The sequence below is a fragment of the Paracoccus spongiarum genome (genome assembly GCF_030732095.1).
GTDB lineage: Bacteria > Pseudomonadota > Alphaproteobacteria > Rhodobacterales > Rhodobacteraceae > Paracoccus > Paracoccus spongiarum.
Genome location: NZ_JAVAMQ010000006.1, coordinates 36902 through 55860 on the forward strand (window position 1 = coordinate 36902; position 18959 = coordinate 55860).

At 69.0% G+C, this 18959-nt stretch carries 19 protein-coding genes; 12 read left to right on the forward strand and 7 right to left on the reverse strand.

Translation table 11 applies throughout. The features are described from left to right. Nucleotides 1-65: 65 nt before the first annotated feature. From Q5Y72_RS08290 to Q5Y72_RS08300, 3 genes are all read right to left on the reverse strand, one after another. On the reverse strand, nucleotides 66-794 hold the full coding sequence (locus Q5Y72_RS08290) for a CbiX/SirB N-terminal domain-containing protein (RefSeq protein ID WP_305962943.1): 729 nt from the start codon (nucleotides 792-794) through the stop codon (nucleotides 66-68). Next, the gene (locus Q5Y72_RS08295) at nucleotides 794-1363 is read right to left on the reverse strand and encodes a DUF4202 domain-containing protein (RefSeq protein WP_305962944.1); all 570 of its coding nucleotides are present in this window, start codon (nucleotides 1361-1363) and stop codon (nucleotides 794-796) included. The genes Q5Y72_RS08290 and Q5Y72_RS08295 overlap by 1 nt, the downstream gene beginning before the upstream one ends. Nucleotides 1364-1475: 112 nt before the next feature. Next, nucleotides 1476-2528 (reverse strand): NAD(P)/FAD-dependent oxidoreductase, encoded by a 1053-nt coding sequence (locus tag Q5Y72_RS08300; protein WP_305962945.1) that lies wholly within the window; start codon nucleotides 2526-2528, stop codon nucleotides 1476-1478. Between the two features lie 28 nt (nucleotides 2529-2556). Here Q5Y72_RS08300 and mnmC2 point away from each other — a divergent pair, with 28 nt between their 5' ends. After that, on the forward strand, nucleotides 2557-3228 hold the full coding sequence (gene mnmC2 / locus Q5Y72_RS08305) for a tRNA (5-methylaminomethyl-2-thiouridine)(34)-methyltransferase MnmC2 (protein WP_305962946.1): 672 nt from the start codon (nucleotides 2557-2559) through the stop codon (nucleotides 3226-3228). 216 nt (nucleotides 3229-3444) lie between these two features. On the opposite strand, the gene bfr is transcribed toward mnmC2, so the two are convergent. Further along, a complete protein-coding gene (gene bfr / locus Q5Y72_RS08310; protein ID WP_305962947.1) occupies nucleotides 3445-3930 on the reverse strand; it encodes a bacterioferritin in 486 nt (161 codons plus the stop codon). Next, nucleotides 3878-4171: a (2Fe-2S)-binding protein gene (locus Q5Y72_RS08315; RefSeq protein ID WP_305962948.1), complete on the reverse strand. Its 294-nt coding sequence runs from the start codon at nucleotides 4169-4171 to the stop codon at nucleotides 3878-3880. Before Q5Y72_RS08315 ends, bfr begins: the two co-directional genes overlap by 53 nt. Nucleotides 4172-4288: 117 nt before the next feature. Between Q5Y72_RS08315 and queA the strand changes: the two genes are divergently transcribed. The 3 genes from queA to lpdA all read left to right on the forward strand — a co-directional run bounded on the left by queA (nucleotide 4289) and on the right by lpdA (nucleotide 8180). Continuing rightward, nucleotides 4289-5335 (forward strand): tRNA preQ1(34) S-adenosylmethionine ribosyltransferase-isomerase QueA, encoded by a 1047-nt coding sequence (gene queA / locus Q5Y72_RS08320; RefSeq protein ID WP_305962949.1) that lies wholly within the window; start codon nucleotides 4289-4291, stop codon nucleotides 5333-5335. Nucleotides 5336-5425: 90 nt separating this feature from the next. Beyond that, nucleotides 5426-6676: an MFS transporter gene (locus tag Q5Y72_RS08325; RefSeq protein WP_305962950.1), complete on the forward strand. Its 1251-nt coding sequence runs from the start codon at nucleotides 5426-5428 to the stop codon at nucleotides 6674-6676. Nucleotides 6677-6788: 112 nt separating this feature from the next. Next, nucleotides 6789-8180 (forward strand): dihydrolipoyl dehydrogenase, encoded by a 1392-nt coding sequence (gene lpdA, locus Q5Y72_RS08330; RefSeq protein ID WP_305962951.1) that lies wholly within the window; start codon nucleotides 6789-6791, stop codon nucleotides 8178-8180. Between the two features lie 75 nt (nucleotides 8181-8255). Here the strand turns inward: lpdA and oiaX are convergent, their stop codons facing one another. Together oiaX and Q5Y72_RS08340 are read right to left on the reverse strand one after the other, a co-directional pair. Further along, nucleotides 8256-9509: a 3-oxo-isoapionate-4-phosphate decarboxylase OiaX gene (gene oiaX, locus Q5Y72_RS08335; RefSeq protein ID WP_305962952.1), complete on the reverse strand. Its 1254-nt coding sequence runs from the start codon at nucleotides 9507-9509 to the stop codon at nucleotides 8256-8258. Further along, on the reverse strand, nucleotides 9506-10888 hold the full coding sequence (locus Q5Y72_RS08340; protein WP_305962953.1) for a four-carbon acid sugar kinase family protein: 1383 nt from the start codon (nucleotides 10886-10888) through the stop codon (nucleotides 9506-9508). Before Q5Y72_RS08340 ends, oiaX begins: the two co-directional genes overlap by 4 nt. A gap of 84 nt (nucleotides 10889-10972) precedes the next feature. Here Q5Y72_RS08340 and Q5Y72_RS08345 point away from each other — a divergent pair, with 84 nt between their 5' ends. The 8 genes from Q5Y72_RS08345 (at nucleotide 10973) to Q5Y72_RS08380 (ending at nucleotide 18959) form a co-directional block, all read left to right on the forward strand. Continuing rightward, complete coding sequence (locus tag Q5Y72_RS08345) at nucleotides 10973-11803, forward strand: phosphogluconate dehydrogenase C-terminal domain-containing protein (RefSeq protein WP_305962954.1); 831 nt, start codon at nucleotides 10973-10975, stop codon at nucleotides 11801-11803. Nucleotides 11804-11862: 59 nt separating this feature from the next. Further along, nucleotides 11863-12837, forward strand: coding sequence for a TRAP transporter substrate-binding protein (locus Q5Y72_RS08350; protein WP_305962955.1), 975 nt, complete (start codon nucleotides 11863-11865; stop codon nucleotides 12835-12837). A gap of 50 nt (nucleotides 12838-12887) precedes the next feature. Further along, nucleotides 12888-13364: a TRAP transporter small permease gene (locus Q5Y72_RS08355; RefSeq protein WP_305962956.1), complete on the forward strand. Its 477-nt coding sequence runs from the start codon at nucleotides 12888-12890 to the stop codon at nucleotides 13362-13364. Continuing rightward, nucleotides 13361-14638, forward strand: a complete 1278-nt coding sequence (locus Q5Y72_RS08360; RefSeq protein ID WP_305962957.1) for a TRAP transporter large permease — start codon at nucleotides 13361-13363, stop codon at nucleotides 14636-14638. Before Q5Y72_RS08355 ends, Q5Y72_RS08360 begins: the two co-directional genes overlap by 4 nt. A 104-nt stretch (nucleotides 14639-14742) precedes the next feature. Next, nucleotides 14743-15684, forward strand: coding sequence for a D-ribose ABC transporter substrate-binding protein (locus Q5Y72_RS08365; RefSeq protein WP_305962958.1), 942 nt, complete (start codon nucleotides 14743-14745; stop codon nucleotides 15682-15684). A 55-nt stretch (nucleotides 15685-15739) separates the two neighbouring features. After that, the gene (locus Q5Y72_RS08370) at nucleotides 15740-16381 is read left to right on the forward strand and encodes a DUF2291 family protein (protein WP_305962959.1); all 642 of its coding nucleotides are present in this window, start codon (nucleotides 15740-15742) and stop codon (nucleotides 16379-16381) included. Beyond that, nucleotides 16378-17904 (forward strand): sugar ABC transporter ATP-binding protein, encoded by a 1527-nt coding sequence (locus Q5Y72_RS08375; protein WP_305962960.1) that lies wholly within the window; start codon nucleotides 16378-16380, stop codon nucleotides 17902-17904. The genes Q5Y72_RS08370 and Q5Y72_RS08375 overlap by 4 nt, the downstream gene beginning before the upstream one ends. Beyond that, nucleotides 17901-18959 carry an ABC transporter permease gene (locus Q5Y72_RS08380; protein WP_305962961.1) on the forward strand — a complete coding sequence of 353 codons (1059 nt, stop codon included), beginning with the start codon at nucleotides 17901-17903 and terminating at the stop codon, nucleotides 18957-18959. Before Q5Y72_RS08375 ends, Q5Y72_RS08380 begins: the two co-directional genes overlap by 4 nt.

Below are 18959 nucleotides of genomic sequence, written 5' to 3' on the forward strand. Positions count from 1 at the left end.
CCCCGGCGCGTCTGGCCCGGCCCGGTCGCCCGACGCGGCGGCCGCGTCCTCGGGCCGGTGCCCGCTCATGCCGATCCCGCCTGCGCGGTGATCGTGCCGCTGCGCCCGCCCGGTTCGGCCAGTGCGCGACGCAGCGCGTCCGCGATCAGCGCCGGCACCTCGGGCGCCAGCCCGATCGGGTCGAGGCGCGGGCCGCTGAAGCCGGCCTCGTCCAGCGCCTGCGGCAGATCGTCCAGCACATGTTCGGCCCGCAGCGCGAACAGCGGCAAATGGACGGCCTTCGACAGCCCGGACGCCGCGCTGGCGACGAAGGGCTCCTGCTCGACGAAGCCTGTCACAACGCGGGCGAAATGCGGTGCGACCCGCGCGGCCAGCGCGTCGGTGATCCGTTGGCTGGCCTGCGAGCGCTGCGAGCCATGCGCCGAGAGCAGCAGCGTGGTGTCGTCCGCCGCCCAGCCCTGCGCCGCGGCCGCTGCCCGCGCCTGAGCCACGATCAGCGCGGGCAGGGCCGGGTCGGTGCCGAAGGGCCGCAGGACGCGCGCCCCGCCGGCGCCGGCCTCGGCCAGCCTGCGGGGGAGTTGCCGGCCGGTGAACCAGCCCTCGGCCATGAACATCGGATAGATCAGGCAGTCATCGTCGCAGGCCGCCGCCAGCGCGCCGGGCATCGCCAGGGTCGCGCCGGCGATCTGGCATCCGGGGTTCTGCGCGTCCACCTGCGCGGCAAGGTCGCGGATCGCCTGCTCCTGCGGTGCGGGATCGCCGGGCTGGCCATGCGAGACGATGACCGCACGCATCACCCGGCCTCCCGGAAAAGGGCGGCGAAGGCCGGCGGCATGTCGAATTCCGCCAGCGCGCGGGCACGGCCCTCGGCCGACATCTTGCGGGCGGTCTTCTCGATGATGCGGGGCATCTTGTCGTCCGGCTGCTCGGCCGCGAAATCGCCCAGATACCACCGGATGAAGGTGAAGCAGATGACATCTTCCAGCGCCTGCACCTCGGCGTCGCGCTTCAGCCCCTGCTTGGTCAGCATCCGCCGCGCACGGTCGATCTGGTCGGCGTCATAGCCGGCCTCGGCCATGATGCCGGCGATCCGCTCGGCGTGGCGGCGGCCCTGTTCCTGCCGCCATTGCAGATAGCCCGCGCGGTCCATCGGATAGGCGTCGCGCGGCAGCAGCCAGCGCTCGACATGCTGGCCGCGGCAGGCGATGCGCAACGGCTCGGAGGCGTCGGGAAACAGCCGCTGCTGTTCGGCCGTCATCCGCTGCCCATACAGCAGGTTGGCGGGGCGGCCATCCTCGAGATGCGGGTCGCGGGCGTTGGCGGCGTCGATGGCGGCGAAGGCCTGGTCTAGTCGGGTGGTCATGCGCGTCTCCGGGTTTCGGGGCAGTTTCACCCGTCCGCCGCCCGCGCCGCAAGCGGCGATTGGCGCAGCATGGCCGAAATGCGGCCCCGTGACGCCCCGCCGCCCGCAGGCGTCACCGCGCGAGGCGAAAGCCCTCGGGGATGCGGTCGCGCCCGGTCAGGATCAGGTCGATCATCACGGCGGCGATGGCCGGCGCCATCCCGAAGCCGATCTTGAAGCCGCCATTGGCCACGAAATGCCCCGGCCGGCCCGGCCAGGCGCCCAACAGCGGTGCCCGGCTTTGCGCGCGGGGGCGCAGGCCGGCCCAGCGGTCCAGAACCTCGGCCCTTGCCAGTTCCGGACACAGCCGCCGCGCGGTGGCGATAAGGGCGTCAAGCTGGTGATCGGGGCGGTCATCGACAAAGCGCGTCTCGGAGGTCGAGCCGATGGCCGTCGTGCCGTCGGCATGCGGCACGATGTGCAGCCCCTCGGCAAAGACCTGCGGCGCATCGGGCGCGGCATGGGCCAGCAGCGCCGACTGGCCCTTCACGCCGATGCCGACCGGGCGGCCCAGATCGCGCGACAGGCAGGCCAGCCCGTCGGTGCCGGTTGCCCACAGCACCGGCGCCGCGATGTCCTGCGGCTGCGCGGTTCGGCCCTCCCGGATCACGCCACCCGCCCGGCGGATCGCGCCCGCCAGCGCGGCCAGCGCGGCGCGCGGGGCCAGCCGCGCGCTCAGCCCGTCGCGCAGCCACAGCCCGGTCGGGCTTGGCGGCACCAGCCCGGTGCCCGGGTCGTCGGTCAACCGCATGGCCATCCCGGCGGGCCATCGCTGCCGTGACTCGGCCACGCGCGCGGCCAGCCGGTCGGCGGTGGCCATGTCCGGCACCGGCTGCACCCGGCCGGTCCGGCCATAGCCGCTGGGCAGGCTCGAAGCGGCCTCGACCGCGGACCAGAAGGCCTCCGCGCGCAGCAGGCTGTCCAGCTGGAAGGCCTTCTTCGGGTTCCAGGTCTCGGGGACATGGGGCGCCAGCGCGCCGACATGGCCGCCCGATGAGCCGGCGCCGATCGCGCGGGCCTCGATCACCTCGACCCGGCAGCCCTGCGACAGCGCCTGCCAGGCGCAACTCAGCCCCAGAATGCCGCCGCCGATGATCGTCAGCCTGCCGTCGCCGCCGCTTGCCATGTGCCCGGTCTTCCCCTAGCTGAGCCCGATGGGTGATCTAACCGAAGGCGGAGGGCCCGGCCAGCCATCGCTGGACTGGCGCGAGGGCGGGGTGCCGGTGTCGCGGCGCTTCGACGATCCCTATTTCAGCCTCGCGGGTGGCCTGGCCGAGACCCGGCATGTGTTTCTGGACGGCAACGACCTGCCGGCACGGCTGCGCACCGGTTTTCATGTGGCCGAGCTGGGCTTCGGCACCGGGCTGAACTGCCTCGCGCTGGCCGCGGTGGCGCGGGTGCCGATCCGCATGACCAGCTTCGAGGCCTATCCGATGGATGTGGACCAGCTGGCCCGTGCCCATGCGGCATTTCCCGAACTGGCAGGGCTGGCAGCACAGTTGCGGGCAGGCTGGGGCGCGGCGGATCTGCAGGTGGGGCAGGTCGCGCTGAGCCTGGTGATCGGCGATGCCCGCGACTGCCTGCCCGGCTGGACGGGGCGGGCGGATGCGTGGTTCCTTGACGGGTTCTCGCCGGCCCGGAACCCCGAGATGTGGTCGGCCTGCCTGATGGCCGAGGTCGGCCGGCACAGCGCCGCGGGGGCCAGCCTCGCGACCTATACCGCCGCCGGCCATGTGCGGCGTGCCCTGCAGGACGCGGGCTTCGCCGTCACGCGACGGCCCGGCTTTGGCACCAAGCGCCACATGACGATCGGCCGGCGGGCCTGAGCCCGGCGCGGTGGCCGCGATGTCGCCGGCCGCCCGGAAAATCGCGTCGCGAGGCGACCGCCTTAAGGCTTCGTTAACCAATCGCCTGTAGGAGGGTGTTGCGGGCGGGATTGAGGCGTCCCCTCTGCGACAACAGGGCGCGTCCCGTCCGGTCCCAGCTGCCAATCGGGATCGACACGGGGCGCGCTTTGGCCTGTGCGCCCGCCCATCCGGGGGCTATTCCGCCTGACTGGCGGGCTTGGCGTTCAGCTGGCCGTAATTCGCGGCGCCGATCGTGTCGTGCAGTTCCAGCTGCGTTTCCAGAAAGTCGATATGGCCTTCCTCGTCGGCGATCAGCTCTTCGAACAGGATCTTGCTGACATAGTCGCCGACCTTCTCGCAGTGATCGCGGGCCTCGATATACAGGGTGCGGGCATCGTGTTCGCCGGCAAGGTCGGCCTCGAGCGTTTCCTTGAGGTTCTGGCCGATCCGCAGCGGGTCCAGTTTCTGCAGGTTGGGGTGGCCCTCAAGAAAGATGATCCGCTGGATCAGTCGATCCGCATGGCCCATCTCCTCGATCGATTCGGCGCGCGACTTGTCGGCAACATGGCCATAGCCCCAGTCCTCCTGAAGCCGGTAGTGAAGCCAGTACTGGCTGACCGCCGTCAGCTCAGATCGCAGCGCGGCGTTGAGATAGTCGATGACCTTGGCGTCGCCCTTCATCCGGATAGCCTTTCATGCTGTCTGTTACGGCCCGCAGCATCGGCGGGGCCACTTCCAGCCTATCCGATTGGCGCATCGTGTCCAGAAACAGCGGCATGCAGCCGCCGCAATCGGCCCGCTTGCCAAGGGCATGGTAGATCTTGCCGGGGGTGATGATGGTCTGCGGGTCCGCATGGCGCATCCAGTCGATGGCCGCGCGGATCTCGTGGTCCGAAATCTGGGTGCAGTGGCAGACGATCATGCGGGACTCCTGTCGCGGGATAAATGACCGAAACCATCGGATTTGTAAAGGCCGAGTTTTCTGCTTGGGTATCGCGCCGGCTTGACGCAGGGCCGCGCCGCGCGCAGAAGCCCGCCCATGAAGCTGTCCGATTTCGATTTCGACCTGCCCGACGCGCTGATCGCCACCCGGCCCGCGCGGCCGCGCAGTTCCGCGCGGCTGCTGCTGGCCGAGGCGGGGGGGATCGAGGATCGCCGGGTCAGCGACCTGCCCGACATCCTGCGGCCCGGTGATCTGCTGGTGCTGAACGACACCCGCGTGATCCCCGCGCGGCTGACCGGAACCCGAACGCGGCAGAGCGCGCAGGGCGAGGTGTCTGCCCGGATCGAGGTGACGCTGCTCGAGCCCGAGGCCGATGGCTGGGCCGCGCTGGCCAGGCCGCTGCGCAAGCTGCGCGCCGGCGAGGTGATCCGCTTTGGCCCGAACCTGTCGGCCGAGGTGGCCCGGATCACGCCAACCGGCTTGCTGCTGCGCTTCGATGCGACGGGCGATGCCTTCGACGCGGCGCTGGCGCAGGTCGGCGCGATGCCGTTGCCGCCCTATATCGCCAGCCTGCGGGCGCCCGACGCGCAGGATCACGAGGATTACCAGACCGTCTGGGCGGCGCGGCGCGGCGCGGTCGCGGCGCCCACCGCCAGCCTGCATTTCGATGCGCCGCTGCTGCAGGCCCTGGCGGCGCGGGGTGTCGAATTCGCCCATGTGACCCTGCATGTCGGCGCGGGCACCTTTCTGCCGGTCAAGGTCGAGGACGTGACCACGCACCGCATGCATGCCGAATGGGGCGAGGTCGGGCCTGCGGCAGCGGCGGCGATCAACCGCGCCCGCGCCGAGGGGCGGCGGGTGATCCCTGTCGGCACCACGGCGCTGCGGCTGATCGAATCGGCGGCCACGCCCGAGGGTCACATGCCCGAATTCGCCGGCAAGACCGACATCTTCATCTATCCCGGCCATCACTTCCGGGTGACCGACGGGCTGATGACGAATTTCCACCTGCCGCGATCGACGCTGCTGATGCTGGTCTCGGCGCTGATGGGAACGAGCCGGATCAGGGACATCTACGATCATGCGGTCCGCGGGCGATACCGCTTCTTCAGCTATGGCGATGCCTCGCTGCTGCTGCCCTGACGGGCGATTGCATCTGGCATCGGCACGCGCGGCGGATTAGGGCAGGCTACCTGACCGATCGGTCGGGATTTCGGCAAGTCGGAGTGGACGATGACCTCGGTGATGCGCAGCACATGGCCGCTGCTTCTGGGAATCCTGTTGCTGATGATCGGCAACGGGATGCATGGCACGCTGCTGGGCATCCGCGGCGGCATCGAGGGGATTCCCACGTTCCGCATGTCGGTGGTCATGTCGGGATATTTCGGCGGCTTCCTTCTGGGCAGCCTGGTCGTGCCGGGGATGATCAAGGGGGTCGGCCATGTCCGGGTCTTCGCCGCGCTCGGCTCGATGATCTCGGCGGTGCTGATCCTGTTCCCGGTCGAACCGAACTGGATCTACTGGACCGGGCTGCGCTTCATGATCGGGTTCTGCTTCTGCGGCGTCTACATCGCGGCCGAAAGCTGGCTGAACGCGGGCGTCACCAACGAGAACCGCGGCCGCGCGCTGGCGGCCTATATCATCGTGCAGCTGCTGGGCATCGTCATCGCACAGGGCATGCTGAACATCGGCGATCCGGCCGGCTTCCTGCTGTTCATCATCCCCTCAGTGCTGGTCTCGCTGGCCTTCACCCCGATCCTGCTGTCGCGCCAGCCCGCGCCGCAGTTCCAGACCATCAAGCGGATGAGCTTCGGCCGCCTCTATCGCGCCTCGCCGCTGGGCTGCGTGGGCATCTTCCTGATGGGCGGGGTGTTTTCGGTGCTGTCGGGCATGTCGGCCGTCTGGGGCGCGGCGATCGGGCTGTCGGTCGCGCAGATCTCGCTGTTCGTGGCGGCGGCCTATGCGGGCGGGCTGGCGCTGCAATATCCGCTCGGCTGGATCTCGGACCGCTATGACCGGCGCAAGCTGGTGATGATCCTCGGCGCCATCGGCGCGCTGACGGTGCTGGTGGTGGTCGCGGCCCAGCCGGGCACCGCGGGGCTGGTGCTGGCCGGCGCGCTGCTGGGCGGCATGTCGAACCCGATCTACGCGATGCTGCTGGCCTATACCAACGACTATCTGGACCAGTCCGACATGGCGGCGGCCTCGGCCGGGCTGCTGTTCATCTATGGCGTCGGCTCGATCGGCGGGCCGCTGATCACCGGCTGGCTGATGGGGGTGATCGGGCCTGACGGATACTGGGTCTACATGGGCGTGCTGCTGCTGGCGCTGACGGTCTATGCCGGCTGGCGGATGACCCGGCGCCGCGCGCTGACGCCGCAGGAGCAGGGCAGCTTTGCCGTGATCGCGCCCAGCGCCACCTCGCTGACGGTGGGCGCGGCACTGGACGAGGCGCAGTCCGACGACAGCGCGCGCACGCCCTGAAGCCCGGCAAATCGGCCTCTTCCGCCCCGCTCCCGCCAAGTGTCCGGGCGCGCCTTGCTGCGCCCGCACAAATGGTTTAACGCTGAACTATCTTCAGCAAGCGGGGAACAGGATGGCCCAGAATTTCGACATGGTGGTGATTGGTGCCGGACCCGGCGGCTATGTCGCCGCGATCCGCGGCGCGCAGCTGGGCCTGAAGGTGGCCTGCATCGAGCGCGAGCATCTGGGCGGCATCTGCCTGAACTGGGGCTGCATCCCGACCAAGGCGCTGCTGCGCAGCGCCGAGGTGTTCCACCTGATGCACCGGGCCAAGGATTTCGGGCTGAAGGCCGAGGGCATCGGCTATGACCTCGACAAGGTGGTCGACCGCTCGCGCGGGGTGGCCAAGCAGCTGTCGGGCGGCATCGGGCATCTGTTCAAGAAGAACAAGGTCACGGTCATCATGGGCGAGGCCCGGCTGGCCGGAAAGGGCAAGGTCAGCGTCAAGACCGACAAGGGCACCGAGGAGGTGACAGCGAAGGCGGTGGTGATCGCCACCGGCGCGCGGGCGCGCGAACTGCCGGGCCTTGAACCCGATGGCAAGCTGGTCTGGAACTACAAGCACGCGCTGAAGCCGCCGCACATGCCGAAAAGGCTGCTGGTCATCGGATCGGGCGCCATCGGCATAGAATTCGCCAGCTTCTTCAACACGCTTGGCGCCGATACCACGGTCGTCGAGGTGATGGACCGGGTGCTGCCGGTCGAGGATGCCGAGATCTCGGCCTTTGCCCGGAAGGCCTTCGTCAAGCAGGGCATGAAGATCTTGGAGAAAGCCACGGTCAAGAAGCTTGACCGCAAGGGCGCCAACGTGACCGCCCATATCGAGACCGGCGGCAAGACCGAGACGATGGACTTCGACACGGTGATCTCGGCCGTCGGCATCGTCGGCAATGTCGAGGGGCTGGGGCTGGAAGAGGCCGGCATCAAGGTCGACCGCACCCATGTCGTCACCGACGAATACTGCCGCACCGGGGTCGAGGGTGTCTATGCCATCGGCGACGTGGCGGGCGCGCCCTGGCTGGCGCACAAGGCCAGCCATGAGGGCGTGATGGTGGCCGAACTGATCGCCGGCGGCCATCCGCACCCGATCAAGCCCAACAGCATCGCGGGCTGCACCTATTGTCACCCGCAGGTGGCGTCGGTCGGGCTGACCGAGGCCAGGGCGAAAGAGCAGGGCCATCAGGTCAAGGTTGGCCGGTTCCCCTTCATCGGCAACGGCAAGGCCATCGCGCTGGGCGAGCCCGAGGGCATGATCAAGACCGTCTTCGATGCCAGGACCGGCGAATTGCTGGGCGCCCACATGGTCGGCGCCGAGGTGACCGAACTGATCCAGGGCTATGTCATCGGCCGCCAGCTGGAGACGACCGAACAGGATCTGATGGAAACGGTGTTCCCGCATCCCACCCTGTCAGAGATGATGCACGAATCGGTGCTGGACGCCTATGGCCGCGTGATCCACATGTGATCCGGCGCGCGGCGCGCCACGACGGGGCCGGTCCGCGCGCCGGGCCGGCCCTTTCCGATGCAGCGCCCCGCGCCGTCACCTGCCCCATGTCTCGAAGGCTGCGCGCAGGTCGGCGTCGCGTTCCACCGCCTCGCGCGCGCTCAGCCCCTCGCTGGCGGCCTGCCACGCATGGCGGATCGCGCGCACCCCGGCGGCCGGCCCGCCCGGATGGCCGTGGATGCCGCCGCCGCCCAGATACATCATGTCCAGCGTGCCCCCGGTTCGCGCCCATGTCTCGAAGGCCTGTCCGCCCCACTGGCCCGAACAGACCACCGGCAGCGCCCGGTCGCGATCGCTGAAGATCGGGCTGGTGACATCGACGAAGGACCGCAGGAAGCTGTCGTCGCCTTCCCAGTATTTCGCGCCGATCCCGTTGACCTGGAACTGGTCAACGCCCAGCAGCCGCCAGATCTTCTGATAGGGGCGGAAGTCGTAGCCCAGCCCCGGATGGCGGGTCAGCACGTCCCAGCCGTTGCGATGGGCGTGAAGGCACAGCTGCGACCGCTTGCGCAGGAAGGCCATGCCGCCCGGCCCGATCGAGTTGATGTTCACCACCGCCGCGGTTCCGCCCCCCGCCACGACGAGGTCGTGGTTCGTCATCATCCGGTCGGGATCGGCCGCCGAGATGCCGAAGGCATACATCACCTGCCGCCCGGTCCGCTGGGCGTGGTCGCGAATCACCGGCATGATCGCCTCGACGCGCGCGGCCAGCGGCGAATAGGCGGGCGACATCATCTTCTCGTCGTCCTTGATGAAATCGACGCCCGCCTCGCACAGCCGGCGGACCACCTCGGCCGTCTCGTCGGGGCCGAGGCCCAGCGACGGCTTGATGATCGAGGCGATCATCGGCCCCTGCGCGACCCCCATCAGCCGCCGCGAGCCCTCGATGCCGAATTGCGGGCCGGGAAGCCCGGCAAAGGCATCGGGCAGGTCGAGGTCGAGGATGCGGATGCCGGTCACGCCGCGGACCGAGAATACCCCGCCCATCGTCACCGTCATCAGCGCGGCAAGGTCGGTCCCGATCGAGTCCAGCGGATAGTCGATGACGACATCGGCGCGGCGGAACGGGCCGGGATGGCCGCCGGCCTCGGGCAGCGAGGGAACGGGCAGGGGGGCGATCTCGGTGACCGACACGACCCGCGCGGCATGGCGGGCGCGCAGCGCCGCCGTCTCGCCGGGCAGCGGCGTGAAGGTTCCGGTCGACTGGTCTGCGGCGATCTTCGCGGCCATCGCCTCGGGGTCGCCCGGCGTCTCGATGCGGTAGGTGACGCGGATCATCTGCTTGCTCATGGCCGAACCGCTTCCTTGCGGGGGCCGCCGCCATCGCGGATCCAGCCGAAATAATCCGGCGAGCCCATCTGCCCGCCTTTCAACGCGATCTCCAGCCCGTCATGGACCCCCACGCCCGATCCCCGGCACAGCGCCGCGCCGGGAATGGTGGGGGCGATGGCAACCAGCGCCTGCAGGCCCAGCCGGCGCATCGCATGGCCCGAGGTGTCGCCGCCCGAAATCACCGCCCGGCGGATGCCCGATCCGCGCAGCACCCGGTCCAGCACGTCTCCCAGCGCCTCGCCGATGCGGCGGTTGGCGGTCTCGGGATCCAGCCCGCTTGCGGCGAGGGCGTCGCGGAAGCCCGCGACCTGATCGCCCTGGCCGCCGGCCGCCGAATGCACCAGCGGGCTTTGTCCAGCCCGCGCCGCATCCAGTGCCAGCCGCGAGAGCCGTGCGATCTCGGCCGCAAGGTCGGCCACGCTGCCACAGGCCGCACGGGCCTCGAAGGGCAGCAACGCGAAGCCGTTGCGTCCCGCCCAGTCCAGCTGCGCCGCCGTCACCGGCGACAGCGACCCCGATACCGCGGCGATGCGATCCACCGCGCCCGCCGAGCCCGGCGACGGCGCGGGCCCGATCTCGCCGCTGTCCTGCCAGTGCCGGACCAGCGCGTATTCGATGCCCTGGCTGCCGGCGACCAGCCCCATCCGCGCCCGGTTGTCCCAGATCAGCCGCCCCGCCGCCGCCTCGCTGGCCGCGTCGATGCTGTCGATCGACAGGATCCGCGCCCCGCCGGCCAGCGCCGCGTCAAGCCGGGCCTGCGGGTCATGGGCCAGCGCCTCGAGGTCGATCAGCGCGCCGGGCAGGGCGGTCTGCCCGGCCAGATGCGCCAGCAGGTCGGCTTCGTGCATCGGCGTTGCCGGGTGATGCGCCATGACCGGATGGCGATCCAGCCGGAACACCCCCTCGGGCGCGCCGGCGAACAGATGGCCGAAGGCCTGATAGCGGCGCATCGCCGGCGCCGCCGTCAGCAGCGGCACGGCCGCCGAGGGGCGCACCGTCAGCGCCGCCTCGATCGCCGCGCCGATCGAGCCGGTGCCGGGTGCCGAATCGAAGGTCGAGCAGATCTTGTAGTGCAGCAGCGCGGGTCGCAGCGCGTCCAGCAGGGCGAACTGCGCCGGCAGGGTCCGCGCCATCCAGTCCGGCCCATGTGCCCGCGCCGTGGTGGCAAGGCCGACCCCCGCGGCCCCCGCGAACCGCGCCAGCAGCGCCCCCGTCGGGGGTTCGGTGAACAGCACCGAGGGAAGCCCCGCGAAATGCAGCACCTCCATCACCGCCGCCGAGCCGGTGAAGTCGTCCCCCAGCCACGCCACGCGGGGATGTGCAGCGGTGTGTGTCACGGGCGCCTCTCTTTCGCTTGACTCGGTCATATAATTATCATCTCATCATACCAGTTATGCAAGCTGATTCCTGAGGAGGGAATGATGACCAAGGTGGCTCTGCTCGGGGCGGGGGGAAAGATGGGCGTGCGTCTGGCGACCAATCTCGCCAGGACCGATTTCCAGGTGGCGCATGTCGAGATCGGCGAGGCCGGACGGGCCCGGCTGAAGGCCGAGGTCGGCGTGGACTGCATCGATCAGGACAAGGCGCTCGACGGGGCCGATGTGGTCATCCTCGCCGTGCCGGACACCGTCATCCGCAACGTCGCGGCGGCGGTGGTGCCGGGCCTCGCCCCCGGCACGATGGTCGTCATCCTTGACGCCGCCGCGCCCTTCGCCGGGCATCTGCCCGACCGCGCGGACATCACCTATTTCGTGACCCATCCCTGCCACCCGCCGATCTTCAACGACGAGGACACCCCCGAGGGCCGCGCGGACCATTTCGGCGGGGTCGCCGCCAAGCAGGGCGTGGTGAACGCGCTGATGCAGGGTCCGCGCGAGCATTACGAACTGGGCGACCGCATCGCCCGCGCCATCTATGCGCCGGTCGCGCGCAGCTACGAGGTGACGGTCAAGCAGATGGCGATGCTGGAGCCCGGCCTGTCCGAGACCGTCTGCGCCTCGCTGCTGGTGGTGATGCGCGAGGCGATGGACGAGGTGGTGGCCCGCAGCGGCGTCAGCAAGGAATGTGCGCGCGACTTCCTGCTGGGCCACATGAACATCCTTGGCGCGGTGATCTTCGAGGAACGGCAGGGCCAGTTCTCGGACGCCTGCAACAAGGCCATCGAATTCGGCATCCCGATGCTGATGCGCGACGACTGGAAGAAGGTGCTGGAATGGGACGAGGTCGCCGCCAGCATTCGCCGGATCACCTGAGATCCGCATGACCGCGGGCCCGGACGGCCCGCCCAGACCATATCCCAGGGAGGAATGACATGACACGATTGATGACGGCTGCCTCGGTCGCGGCAATGCTGGCCAGCGCCAGCCCGCTGCTGGCGCAGACGACGATGAACCTGGCCTTCACGCCGCCGGCCGAGTCGCATTATGGCGATGCCGGCCGCGCCTTCGCCGAGCGGATCGCGGATCTGTCGGACGGGGCCTTCGAGGTCTCGCTGCGTCCCGCCGGCGCCCTGGGCGGCGAGCGCGACGTGATCGAGGGTCTGCAGATCGGCACCGTCGAACTGACCATCTCGTCCACCGGGCCGATCGGCAATTTCGTCCCCGAAGTCTATGCGCTGGATTTCCCGTTCCTGTTCAAGGACTACGACAGCGCCCACCAGATTCTCGACGGCGAGATCGGGCAGGAGCTTCTGGCCAAGTTCGAGCCGCATGGCATCATCGGGCTGGCCTGGGCCGAGAACGGCTTTCGCCACATCACCAACTCGATCCGTCCGATCCGCGAGCCCGCCGACATGGCCGGGCTGAAGCTGCGCACCATGGAGAACGAGGTGCATATCGCGGCCTTCCGCGCGGCGGGCGCGGCGCCGACCCCGATGAGCTGGACCGAGGTGCTGACCTCGCTGCAGCAGGGCACCATCGACGGGCAGGAAAACCCCATTCCCATCGTGACCGCCAACAACATGTGGGAAATCCAGAAGAACATCAGCCTGACCGGGCATGTCTATTCGCCCGCGGTCGTGGCGATGTCGAAGATCCACTGGGACAACCTGACCGAAGAGCAGCAGGGCTGGTTCGTCGAGGCCGCGCAGGCGGCCGCCGCCGCCTCGCGCGCAACCGTGGCCGAGAACGAGGCCTCGGGCATCGCGCTGATGAAGGAGAACGGCATGGATGTCGTCGAGGACGTGGACAAGGCGGCCTTCGCCGCCGCCGTCCAGCCCGCCTATGACGAATTCGCCGACCGTTACGCGCCCGAGCTGATCCAGCGGATCAAGGACGCGCAGAAATAGGCCGGATGGCAGGGCCGTCCGCGGCCCTGCCCCTCGCATCGGAGCACATCATGAACCGTGTCGAAGCCCTGGGCGAGGCAATCGTCCGGCTGGCGCACAATCTTGCCGCCCTGCTGCTGGCAACCGCGACCGGCCTTGTCTTCTTCCAGGTCATCACCCGATTCTTCATCGGCCACGCCGCCGCCTGGTCCGAGATCCTCGCCCGCAGCCTGATCGTCTGGTCGACGCTGCTGGTCGCATCGGCCGGCTTCCGCCTTGGCGCGATGATCCCCATCGACTTCGTGCGCGGCCTGCTGCCGCCCGCCTGGCAGTTCCGGGTCGTGCGGCTGGTCACCCTGCTGACGCTGGTGCTGCTGGGCGTTCTGGTCTGGCAGGGCTGGGTAATGACCGAGCGGGTGCAGACACAGCGCGTGGCGATGCTGGGCGTGTCGATGAGCCTGTTCTACGCGGCCATTCCGATCGGGGCGCTGATGGCCATTCCCGGCGTGCTGCTGCGCCATCTGGACCAGGAAAGGGGATTGCCATGAACGCCGCCCTTGCTGCGGGACTTGTCGGCCTCTTTGCGTTGTCGGTGCCTGTCGCGGTCTCGATCGCGCTTGCCTCGATCATCGCGATCACCTTCTTCTCGAACCTGCCGCTGGCCGTCGTGCCGCAGAAGATGTTCACCGGCCTCGACAGCTTTCCGCTGATGGCGGTGCCGTTCTTCATCCTTGCGGGCGCGATCATGACCCAAGGCGGCATTTCCGCGCGTCTCGTGGAACTGGTCAAGTCGATGGTGGGGAACATCCAGGGCGGGCTGGCCAGCTGCTGCGTGCTGACCTGCATGCTGTTTGCCGCGATCTCGGGATCGTCGGTGGCCACGACCTTCGCGGTCGGGTCGATCCTGATCCCGGCGATGCTGCGGCATGGCTACCCGGTCGGGATGGCCGGCGCGATCCAGGCATCCTCGGCCGAACTGGGCGTCATCATCCCGCCCTCGGTGCCGCTGATCCTCTATGCGGTGTCGACCGAGACCTCGATCACCCGGCTGTTCCTCGCGGGGCTCGGGCCGGGGCTGCTGATCGCGGGCGGGCTGGTGCTGATGGTTCAGGTCTGGTGCCGCGTCACCGGGCACGGCATGGCCGATGGCGAGGGGCGCCAGCCGATCCTGCCCGCGCTGCGGCGGGCCTTCGGGGCGCTGCTGATGCCGGTCATCATCGTCGGCGGCATCTATGGCGGGGTGTTCACGCCCACCGAGGCGGCCGCCGTATCGGTGATCTACGCGCTGATCCTGTCGGTCTTCGTCTATCGCGAGCTGTCGTGGTCCGAACTGCCGGCCATCTTCCGCGCCGCGGCGGTGTCGTCGGGGGCGGTGATGCTGATCATCGCGGCGGCGGCGCTGTTCAGCTTTCTCATCAGCCTGTCGGGCCTGCCGGGCCTCGTCGGCACCTGGTCGCAAGAGAATTTCGGAAGCGCGCTGACCTTTCTTCTGGGGGTCAACCTGCTGCTGCTGGTGGTCGGCATGTTCATCGAGACCTCGGCGGCGATCCTGGTGCTGGCACCCATCCTGACGCCGGTGGCGGTCAGCTTTGGCGTGGACCCGGTGCAGTTCGGCATCGTCATCGTGGTCAACCTTGCGCTGGGCATGATCACGCCGCCCCTTGGCGTGAACCTGTTCGCCGCCGCCGCCGTGGCCAAGGTGCCGGTTCAGCGCCTGTTCGGCGCTCTGATCTGGCCGATCCTGACCGTGCTGACGGCGCTGGCGCTGATCACCTATGTTCCCGTCATCTCGCTCGGGCTGGGGTGGTGGTGGATGCCATGACGGATCATCTCATCATACCTGTTGACAAGATGATGAATTCTTCGCAGCCTGAAACCGTCAGAACGAAACCGGCGACAGGCCGGCTGACCCCAAGGGAGGAAAACATGAAACTGACCCGCCGGCTGATGATGTCAGCCCTTGGCCTTGCCATGTCCGCAGCGATCCCGTCCTTCGCCAGCGCCGAGGGGCTGATCGCCATCATCACCCCCAGCCACGACAACCCGTTCTTCAAGGCCGAGGCCGTCGGTGCCGAGGCGCGGGCGAAGGAACTGGGCTACGAGACCGTGGTGATGGTCCATGACGACGACGCCAACAAGCAGTCGGAACTGTTCAACACCGCCATCGCGCGCGGCGCCAAGGCCATCATCCTCGACAATGCCGGCGCCGATGCGACGGTCGCCGCCGTCCAGCGCGCCAAGGATGCGGGTGTTCCGTCTTTCCTGATCGACCGCGAGATCAAGGAATCGGGCATCGCGGTCAGCCAGATCGTGTCCAACAACTACCAGGGCGCGCAGCTGGGCGCCGAGGAATTCGTGCGGCTGATGGGCGAAGAGGGCAAATACGCCGAGCTTCTGGGCCGCGAGGCCGACACCAATGCCGGCATCCGCTCCTCTGGCTATCACGACATCATCGACCAGTATCCCGACATGGAGATGGTCGCCCAGCAGACCGCCAACTGGTCGCAGACCGAAGCCTATGCCGTGATGGAGACGATTCTGCAGGCGCAGCCCGACATCAAGGGCGTGATCTCGGGCAACGACACGATGGCGATGGGCGCCTGGGCCGCGCTGGAGGCCGCGGGGCGCACCGACGTGATCGTGGTCGGCTTCGACGGCTCGAACGACGTGCGCGATTCGATCAAGGCGGGCGGCATCAAGGCGACCGTGCTGCAACCGGCCTACCGGCAGGCGCAGCTGGCGGTCGAGCAGGCCGACCAGTTCCTGAAGACCGGCTCGACCGGGCTTGAGGAAAAGCAGCTGATGGATTGCGTGCTGATCAACGCCGACAATGCCGGAAAGCTGGAAACCTTCGCGCTGGCCGAATGACCCGGCCGGGTCCGGCCGCCGCGCCGGACCCGTCCCCAGCTTTCAGGAACGCATCATGTCCCCTGCGATGACGGCCCTTCTGGCCGGCACGGTGGCGTTTGGCCTGCTGGCCGGCTGCAAGATCGTGCCCAACCCCGACCCCGACAGCGCGGCCGCCCCGCTGGACGACGACCAGCGCATGGCGCTGCTGGCGGCCGAGATCTTCGACAGCCGCCTTCCTCAGCATGTGGCCCGGCACGCGGTTGATCCGGCGACGCTGCGGGCCGCGCTGGCCCAGGGCCTGGACGTGGCGGGGGCTGCGCATGGCCTGCGGCCGGCCTCCGAGGGCAGCCCGTGGAACTTCATCCTGCGCGCCGAGGGCAAGGTAGTCGAGGCCGACCGCGCCTCGCGCGCCGCCAGCCTGCTGCTGGACAGCGACGGCGACGGGCAGGGCGACCTGACCGTGCAGCTTGGGCCGGTGGTCCGTGGCACCGCGCTGCGCGACGCGCTGGACTTCCTGAACTTCACGGATTTCCGCGACCAGATCGAATTCGCCAAGCTGGCGCGGGCGCTGAACGACCAGGCGCATGACCGGCTGGCGTTGCCCCAGGGCGACCTGACCGGGCTGCGGCTGGCGGTCGAGGGGGCGATGACGCTGACCTCGGCCGATGCCGCATGGGTCATGGTCCCCGTGGCGTTGCAGGTGGCCGCGCCATGAGCCCGGGCCTGCAGATCCGCGGCGGCAGCAAGGTCTATCCGGGCACGCAGGCGCTGAAATCGGTCGATTTCGACCTGCACATGGGCGCGGTCAACGTGCTGGTCGGCGAGAACGGCGCCGGCAAGTCGACGATGATGAAGGTGATCGCCGGCGTCGAGCAGCTGACCTCGGGCGAGATCCTGATGGATGGCCGCCCGGTGCATTTCAGCGGCCCCGACGACGCCCGCCGCCACGGCATCGGCATCGTGTTCCAGGAGTTGAACCTGTTCCCGAACCTCAGCGTGGCCGAGAACATCTTCCTGGGCCGAGAGCGCACCCGCGCCGGCATCGACATCGACACGGCCGCGCAGCGCCGCGAGACGCGGGCGCTGATCGCCCGGCTGGAACAGGACATCGACCCCGACACGCCGGTGGGCGACCTGCGGGTGGGCCAGCAGCAGATCGTCGAGATCGCCCGCAGCCTTGCGCAGGACGCCCGCATCCTGATCCTCGACGAGCCGACCAGCGCCCTGTCGGCGGCCGAGGTCGAGATCCTGTTCCGCGTCATCGACGATCTGCGGCGACAAGGCGTGGGCATCGTCTACATCTCGCACCGGCTCGAGGAACTCCTGCGGATCGGCGACCACATCACCGTGCTGCGCGACGGGCGCATCACCGGCGCCCGGCCGATGGAGGGCGTGGACCTGCCCTGGATCGTGCGCAGCATGATCGGCGAGGCCAGCAAGGACTATGCCAAGTCCGACGACCACCCCTTCGGCCCCGAGGTGTTCCGCGCCGAGGATGTCTGCCTGCCGCGGCCGGGCGGCATGGCCGTGGACCATGTGTCGCTGACCCTGCGCGCGGGCGAGATCCTGGGCCTTTACGGGCTGATGGGCGCGGGCCGCAGCGAGTTCCTGGAATGCGTCATCGGCCGGCATCCGCATGCCGGCGGCCGGCTGTTCGTCGACGGCCGGCCCCTGCGCCATCGCAGCGTCGCGGGCCGCATCGCGCAGGGCATCGCGCTGATCCCCGAGGATCGCAAGAATGACGGGCTGGTCCAGATCCTGTCGATCCGCGAGAACATGAGCCTGTCCAGCCTGGGCGCGGTCAGCACCGGCTTGCACATGGACCTTGCGGCCGAGCGGCGGGTGGTGCGCGATTTCGTGCGCCGACTGACGGTCAAGATCGCCTCGATGGAAAACCCGGTCTCCAGCCTCTCGGGGGGCAACCAGCAGAAGGTGGTGATCGGCAAGGCGCTGATGACCCGGCCCCGCGTGCTGCTGATGGACGAGCCGTCGCGCGGCATCGACATCGGCGCCAAGGCCGAGGTGTTCCGCACCATGCGCGACCTGGCCGCCCAGGGGTTGGGCATCCTGTTCGTCACCTCCGATCTCGAGGAACTCATGGCCCTGTCCGACCGGATCGTGGTCATGTCCAACGGCCGCGTCACCGGCCGTTTCGAGCGCCGGGACGCCACCGAAACCGACATCGTCGCCGCATCGGCCAAGGGCCATGCCGTCCACGCCAGGGAGCCCGCCGCATGAGCGATATCGCCACCCCCGCCCGCAGCGTCGCACAATCCACCCGCGCCCTGCTGATCCTGCTGAAGGCGCGCACCTTCATCGCGCTGATCCTCGTCTTCGCCTTCTTCGCCTTCGCCGCGCCCAATTTCATGTCGGCCGCCAACCTGGTCATCATGTCGAAGCATGTGGCGCTGAACGCCTTTCTGGCGATCGGCATGACCTTCGTCATCATCTCGGGCGGCATCGACCTGTCGGTCGGCTCGATCGTCGGGCTGTGCGGGATGGTCGCGGGCTGGCTGATCCTGCACGGCATCGACCTGGGCCTCGGCTGGTCGATCCAGTTCAACACGGTCGAGATCTGCCTGATCGTGATGGCCGTCGGCGTGGCCATCGGCGCGGTGAACGGCTTTCTCGTCACCCGGCTGAACGTGGCGCCCTTCATCGCCACGCTCGGCACGCTGTATGTCTGCCGGGGCGCCGCGATGCTGTTCTCGGACGGGCGCACCTTCCCCAATCTTGGCGGCAACCCGGACTACGGCTCGGACAGCTTCCGGCTGATCGGGGCGGGCGACGTCCTGGGCCTGCCGGTGTCGATCTGGATGCTGATCGCGGTGGCGCTGATCGCGGCCTATATCGCGCGGCGAACGCCGCTGGGCCGCTATATCTACGCGGTCGGCGGGAACGAGCGGGCGGCAGCGCTGTCGGGCGTCCGGGTCGGCTGGATCAAGATGTTCGTCTACATGTTCAGCGGGCTTTGCGCGGCGCTGGTGGGGCTGATCATCTCGTCGCAGCTGGTCGCGGCCCACCCCGCCACCGGCCAGAGCTTCGAGCTGAACGCCATTGCCGCCGCGGTGCTGGGCGGCACCTCGATGTCGGGCGGGCGCGGCCGCATCGGCGGCACCATCGTCGGCGCCTTCGTGATCGGCGTGCTGTCGGACGGGCTGGTGATGATGGGCGTGTCGTCCTTCTGGCAGACCGTCATCAAGGGGCTTGTCATCATCGCCGCCGTGGTGGTCGATCAGGCGCAACAGAAACTTCAGGCCCGCGTCGCGTTGCAGGCCGAGGCAGGAGCGTAG

Excerpts from the sequence above, each read along its gene's own strand:
- Q5Y72_RS08355 (WP_305962956.1), top strand. The coding sequence starts at position 12,888 with ATGAACCGTGTCGAAGCCCTGGGCGAGGCAATCGTCCGGCTGGCGCAC.
- bfr (WP_305962947.1), bottom strand. The coding sequence starts at position 3,930 with ATGAAGGGCGACGCCAAGGTCATCGACTATCTCAACGCCGCGCTGCGA.
- Q5Y72_RS08370 (WP_305962959.1), top strand. The coding sequence starts at position 15,740 with ATGTCCCCTGCGATGACGGCCCTTCTGGCCGGCACGGTGGCGTTTGGC.
- Q5Y72_RS08325 (WP_305962950.1), top strand. The coding sequence starts at position 5,426 with ATGACCTCGGTGATGCGCAGCACATGGCCGCTGCTTCTGGGAATCCTG.
- Q5Y72_RS08350 (WP_305962955.1), top strand. The coding sequence starts at position 11,863 with ATGACACGATTGATGACGGCTGCCTCGGTCGCGGCAATGCTGGCCAGC.
- lpdA (WP_305962951.1), top strand. The coding sequence starts at position 6,789 with ATGGCCCAGAATTTCGACATGGTGGTGATTGGTGCCGGACCCGGCGGC.
- Q5Y72_RS08345 (WP_305962954.1), top strand. The coding sequence starts at position 10,973 with ATGACCAAGGTGGCTCTGCTCGGGGCGGGGGGAAAGATGGGCGTGCGT.
- Q5Y72_RS08380 (WP_305962961.1), top strand. The coding sequence starts at position 17,901 with ATGAGCGATATCGCCACCCCCGCCCGCAGCGTCGCACAATCCACCCGC.
- Q5Y72_RS08375 (WP_305962960.1), top strand. The coding sequence starts at position 16,378 with ATGAGCCCGGGCCTGCAGATCCGCGGCGGCAGCAAGGTCTATCCGGGC.
- Q5Y72_RS08315 (WP_305962948.1), bottom strand. The coding sequence starts at position 4,171 with ATGATCGTCTGCCACTGCACCCAGATTTCGGACCACGAGATCCGCGCG.
- Q5Y72_RS08365 (WP_305962958.1), top strand. The coding sequence starts at position 14,743 with ATGAAACTGACCCGCCGGCTGATGATGTCAGCCCTTGGCCTTGCCATG.
- oiaX (WP_305962952.1), bottom strand. The coding sequence starts at position 9,509 with ATGAGCAAGCAGATGATCCGCGTCACCTACCGCATCGAGACGCCGGGC.
- Q5Y72_RS08290 (WP_305962943.1), bottom strand. The coding sequence starts at position 794 with ATGCGTGCGGTCATCGTCTCGCATGGCCAGCCCGGCGATCCCGCACCG.
- Q5Y72_RS08360 (WP_305962957.1), top strand. The coding sequence starts at position 13,361 with ATGAACGCCGCCCTTGCTGCGGGACTTGTCGGCCTCTTTGCGTTGTCG.
- Q5Y72_RS08295 (WP_305962944.1), bottom strand. The coding sequence starts at position 1,363 with ATGACCACCCGACTAGACCAGGCCTTCGCCGCCATCGACGCCGCCAAC.
- Q5Y72_RS08300 (WP_305962945.1), bottom strand. The coding sequence starts at position 2,528 with ATGGCAAGCGGCGGCGACGGCAGGCTGACGATCATCGGCGGCGGCATT.
- queA (WP_305962949.1), top strand. The coding sequence starts at position 4,289 with ATGAAGCTGTCCGATTTCGATTTCGACCTGCCCGACGCGCTGATCGCC.
- mnmC2 (WP_305962946.1), top strand. The coding sequence starts at position 2,557 with ATGGGTGATCTAACCGAAGGCGGAGGGCCCGGCCAGCCATCGCTGGAC.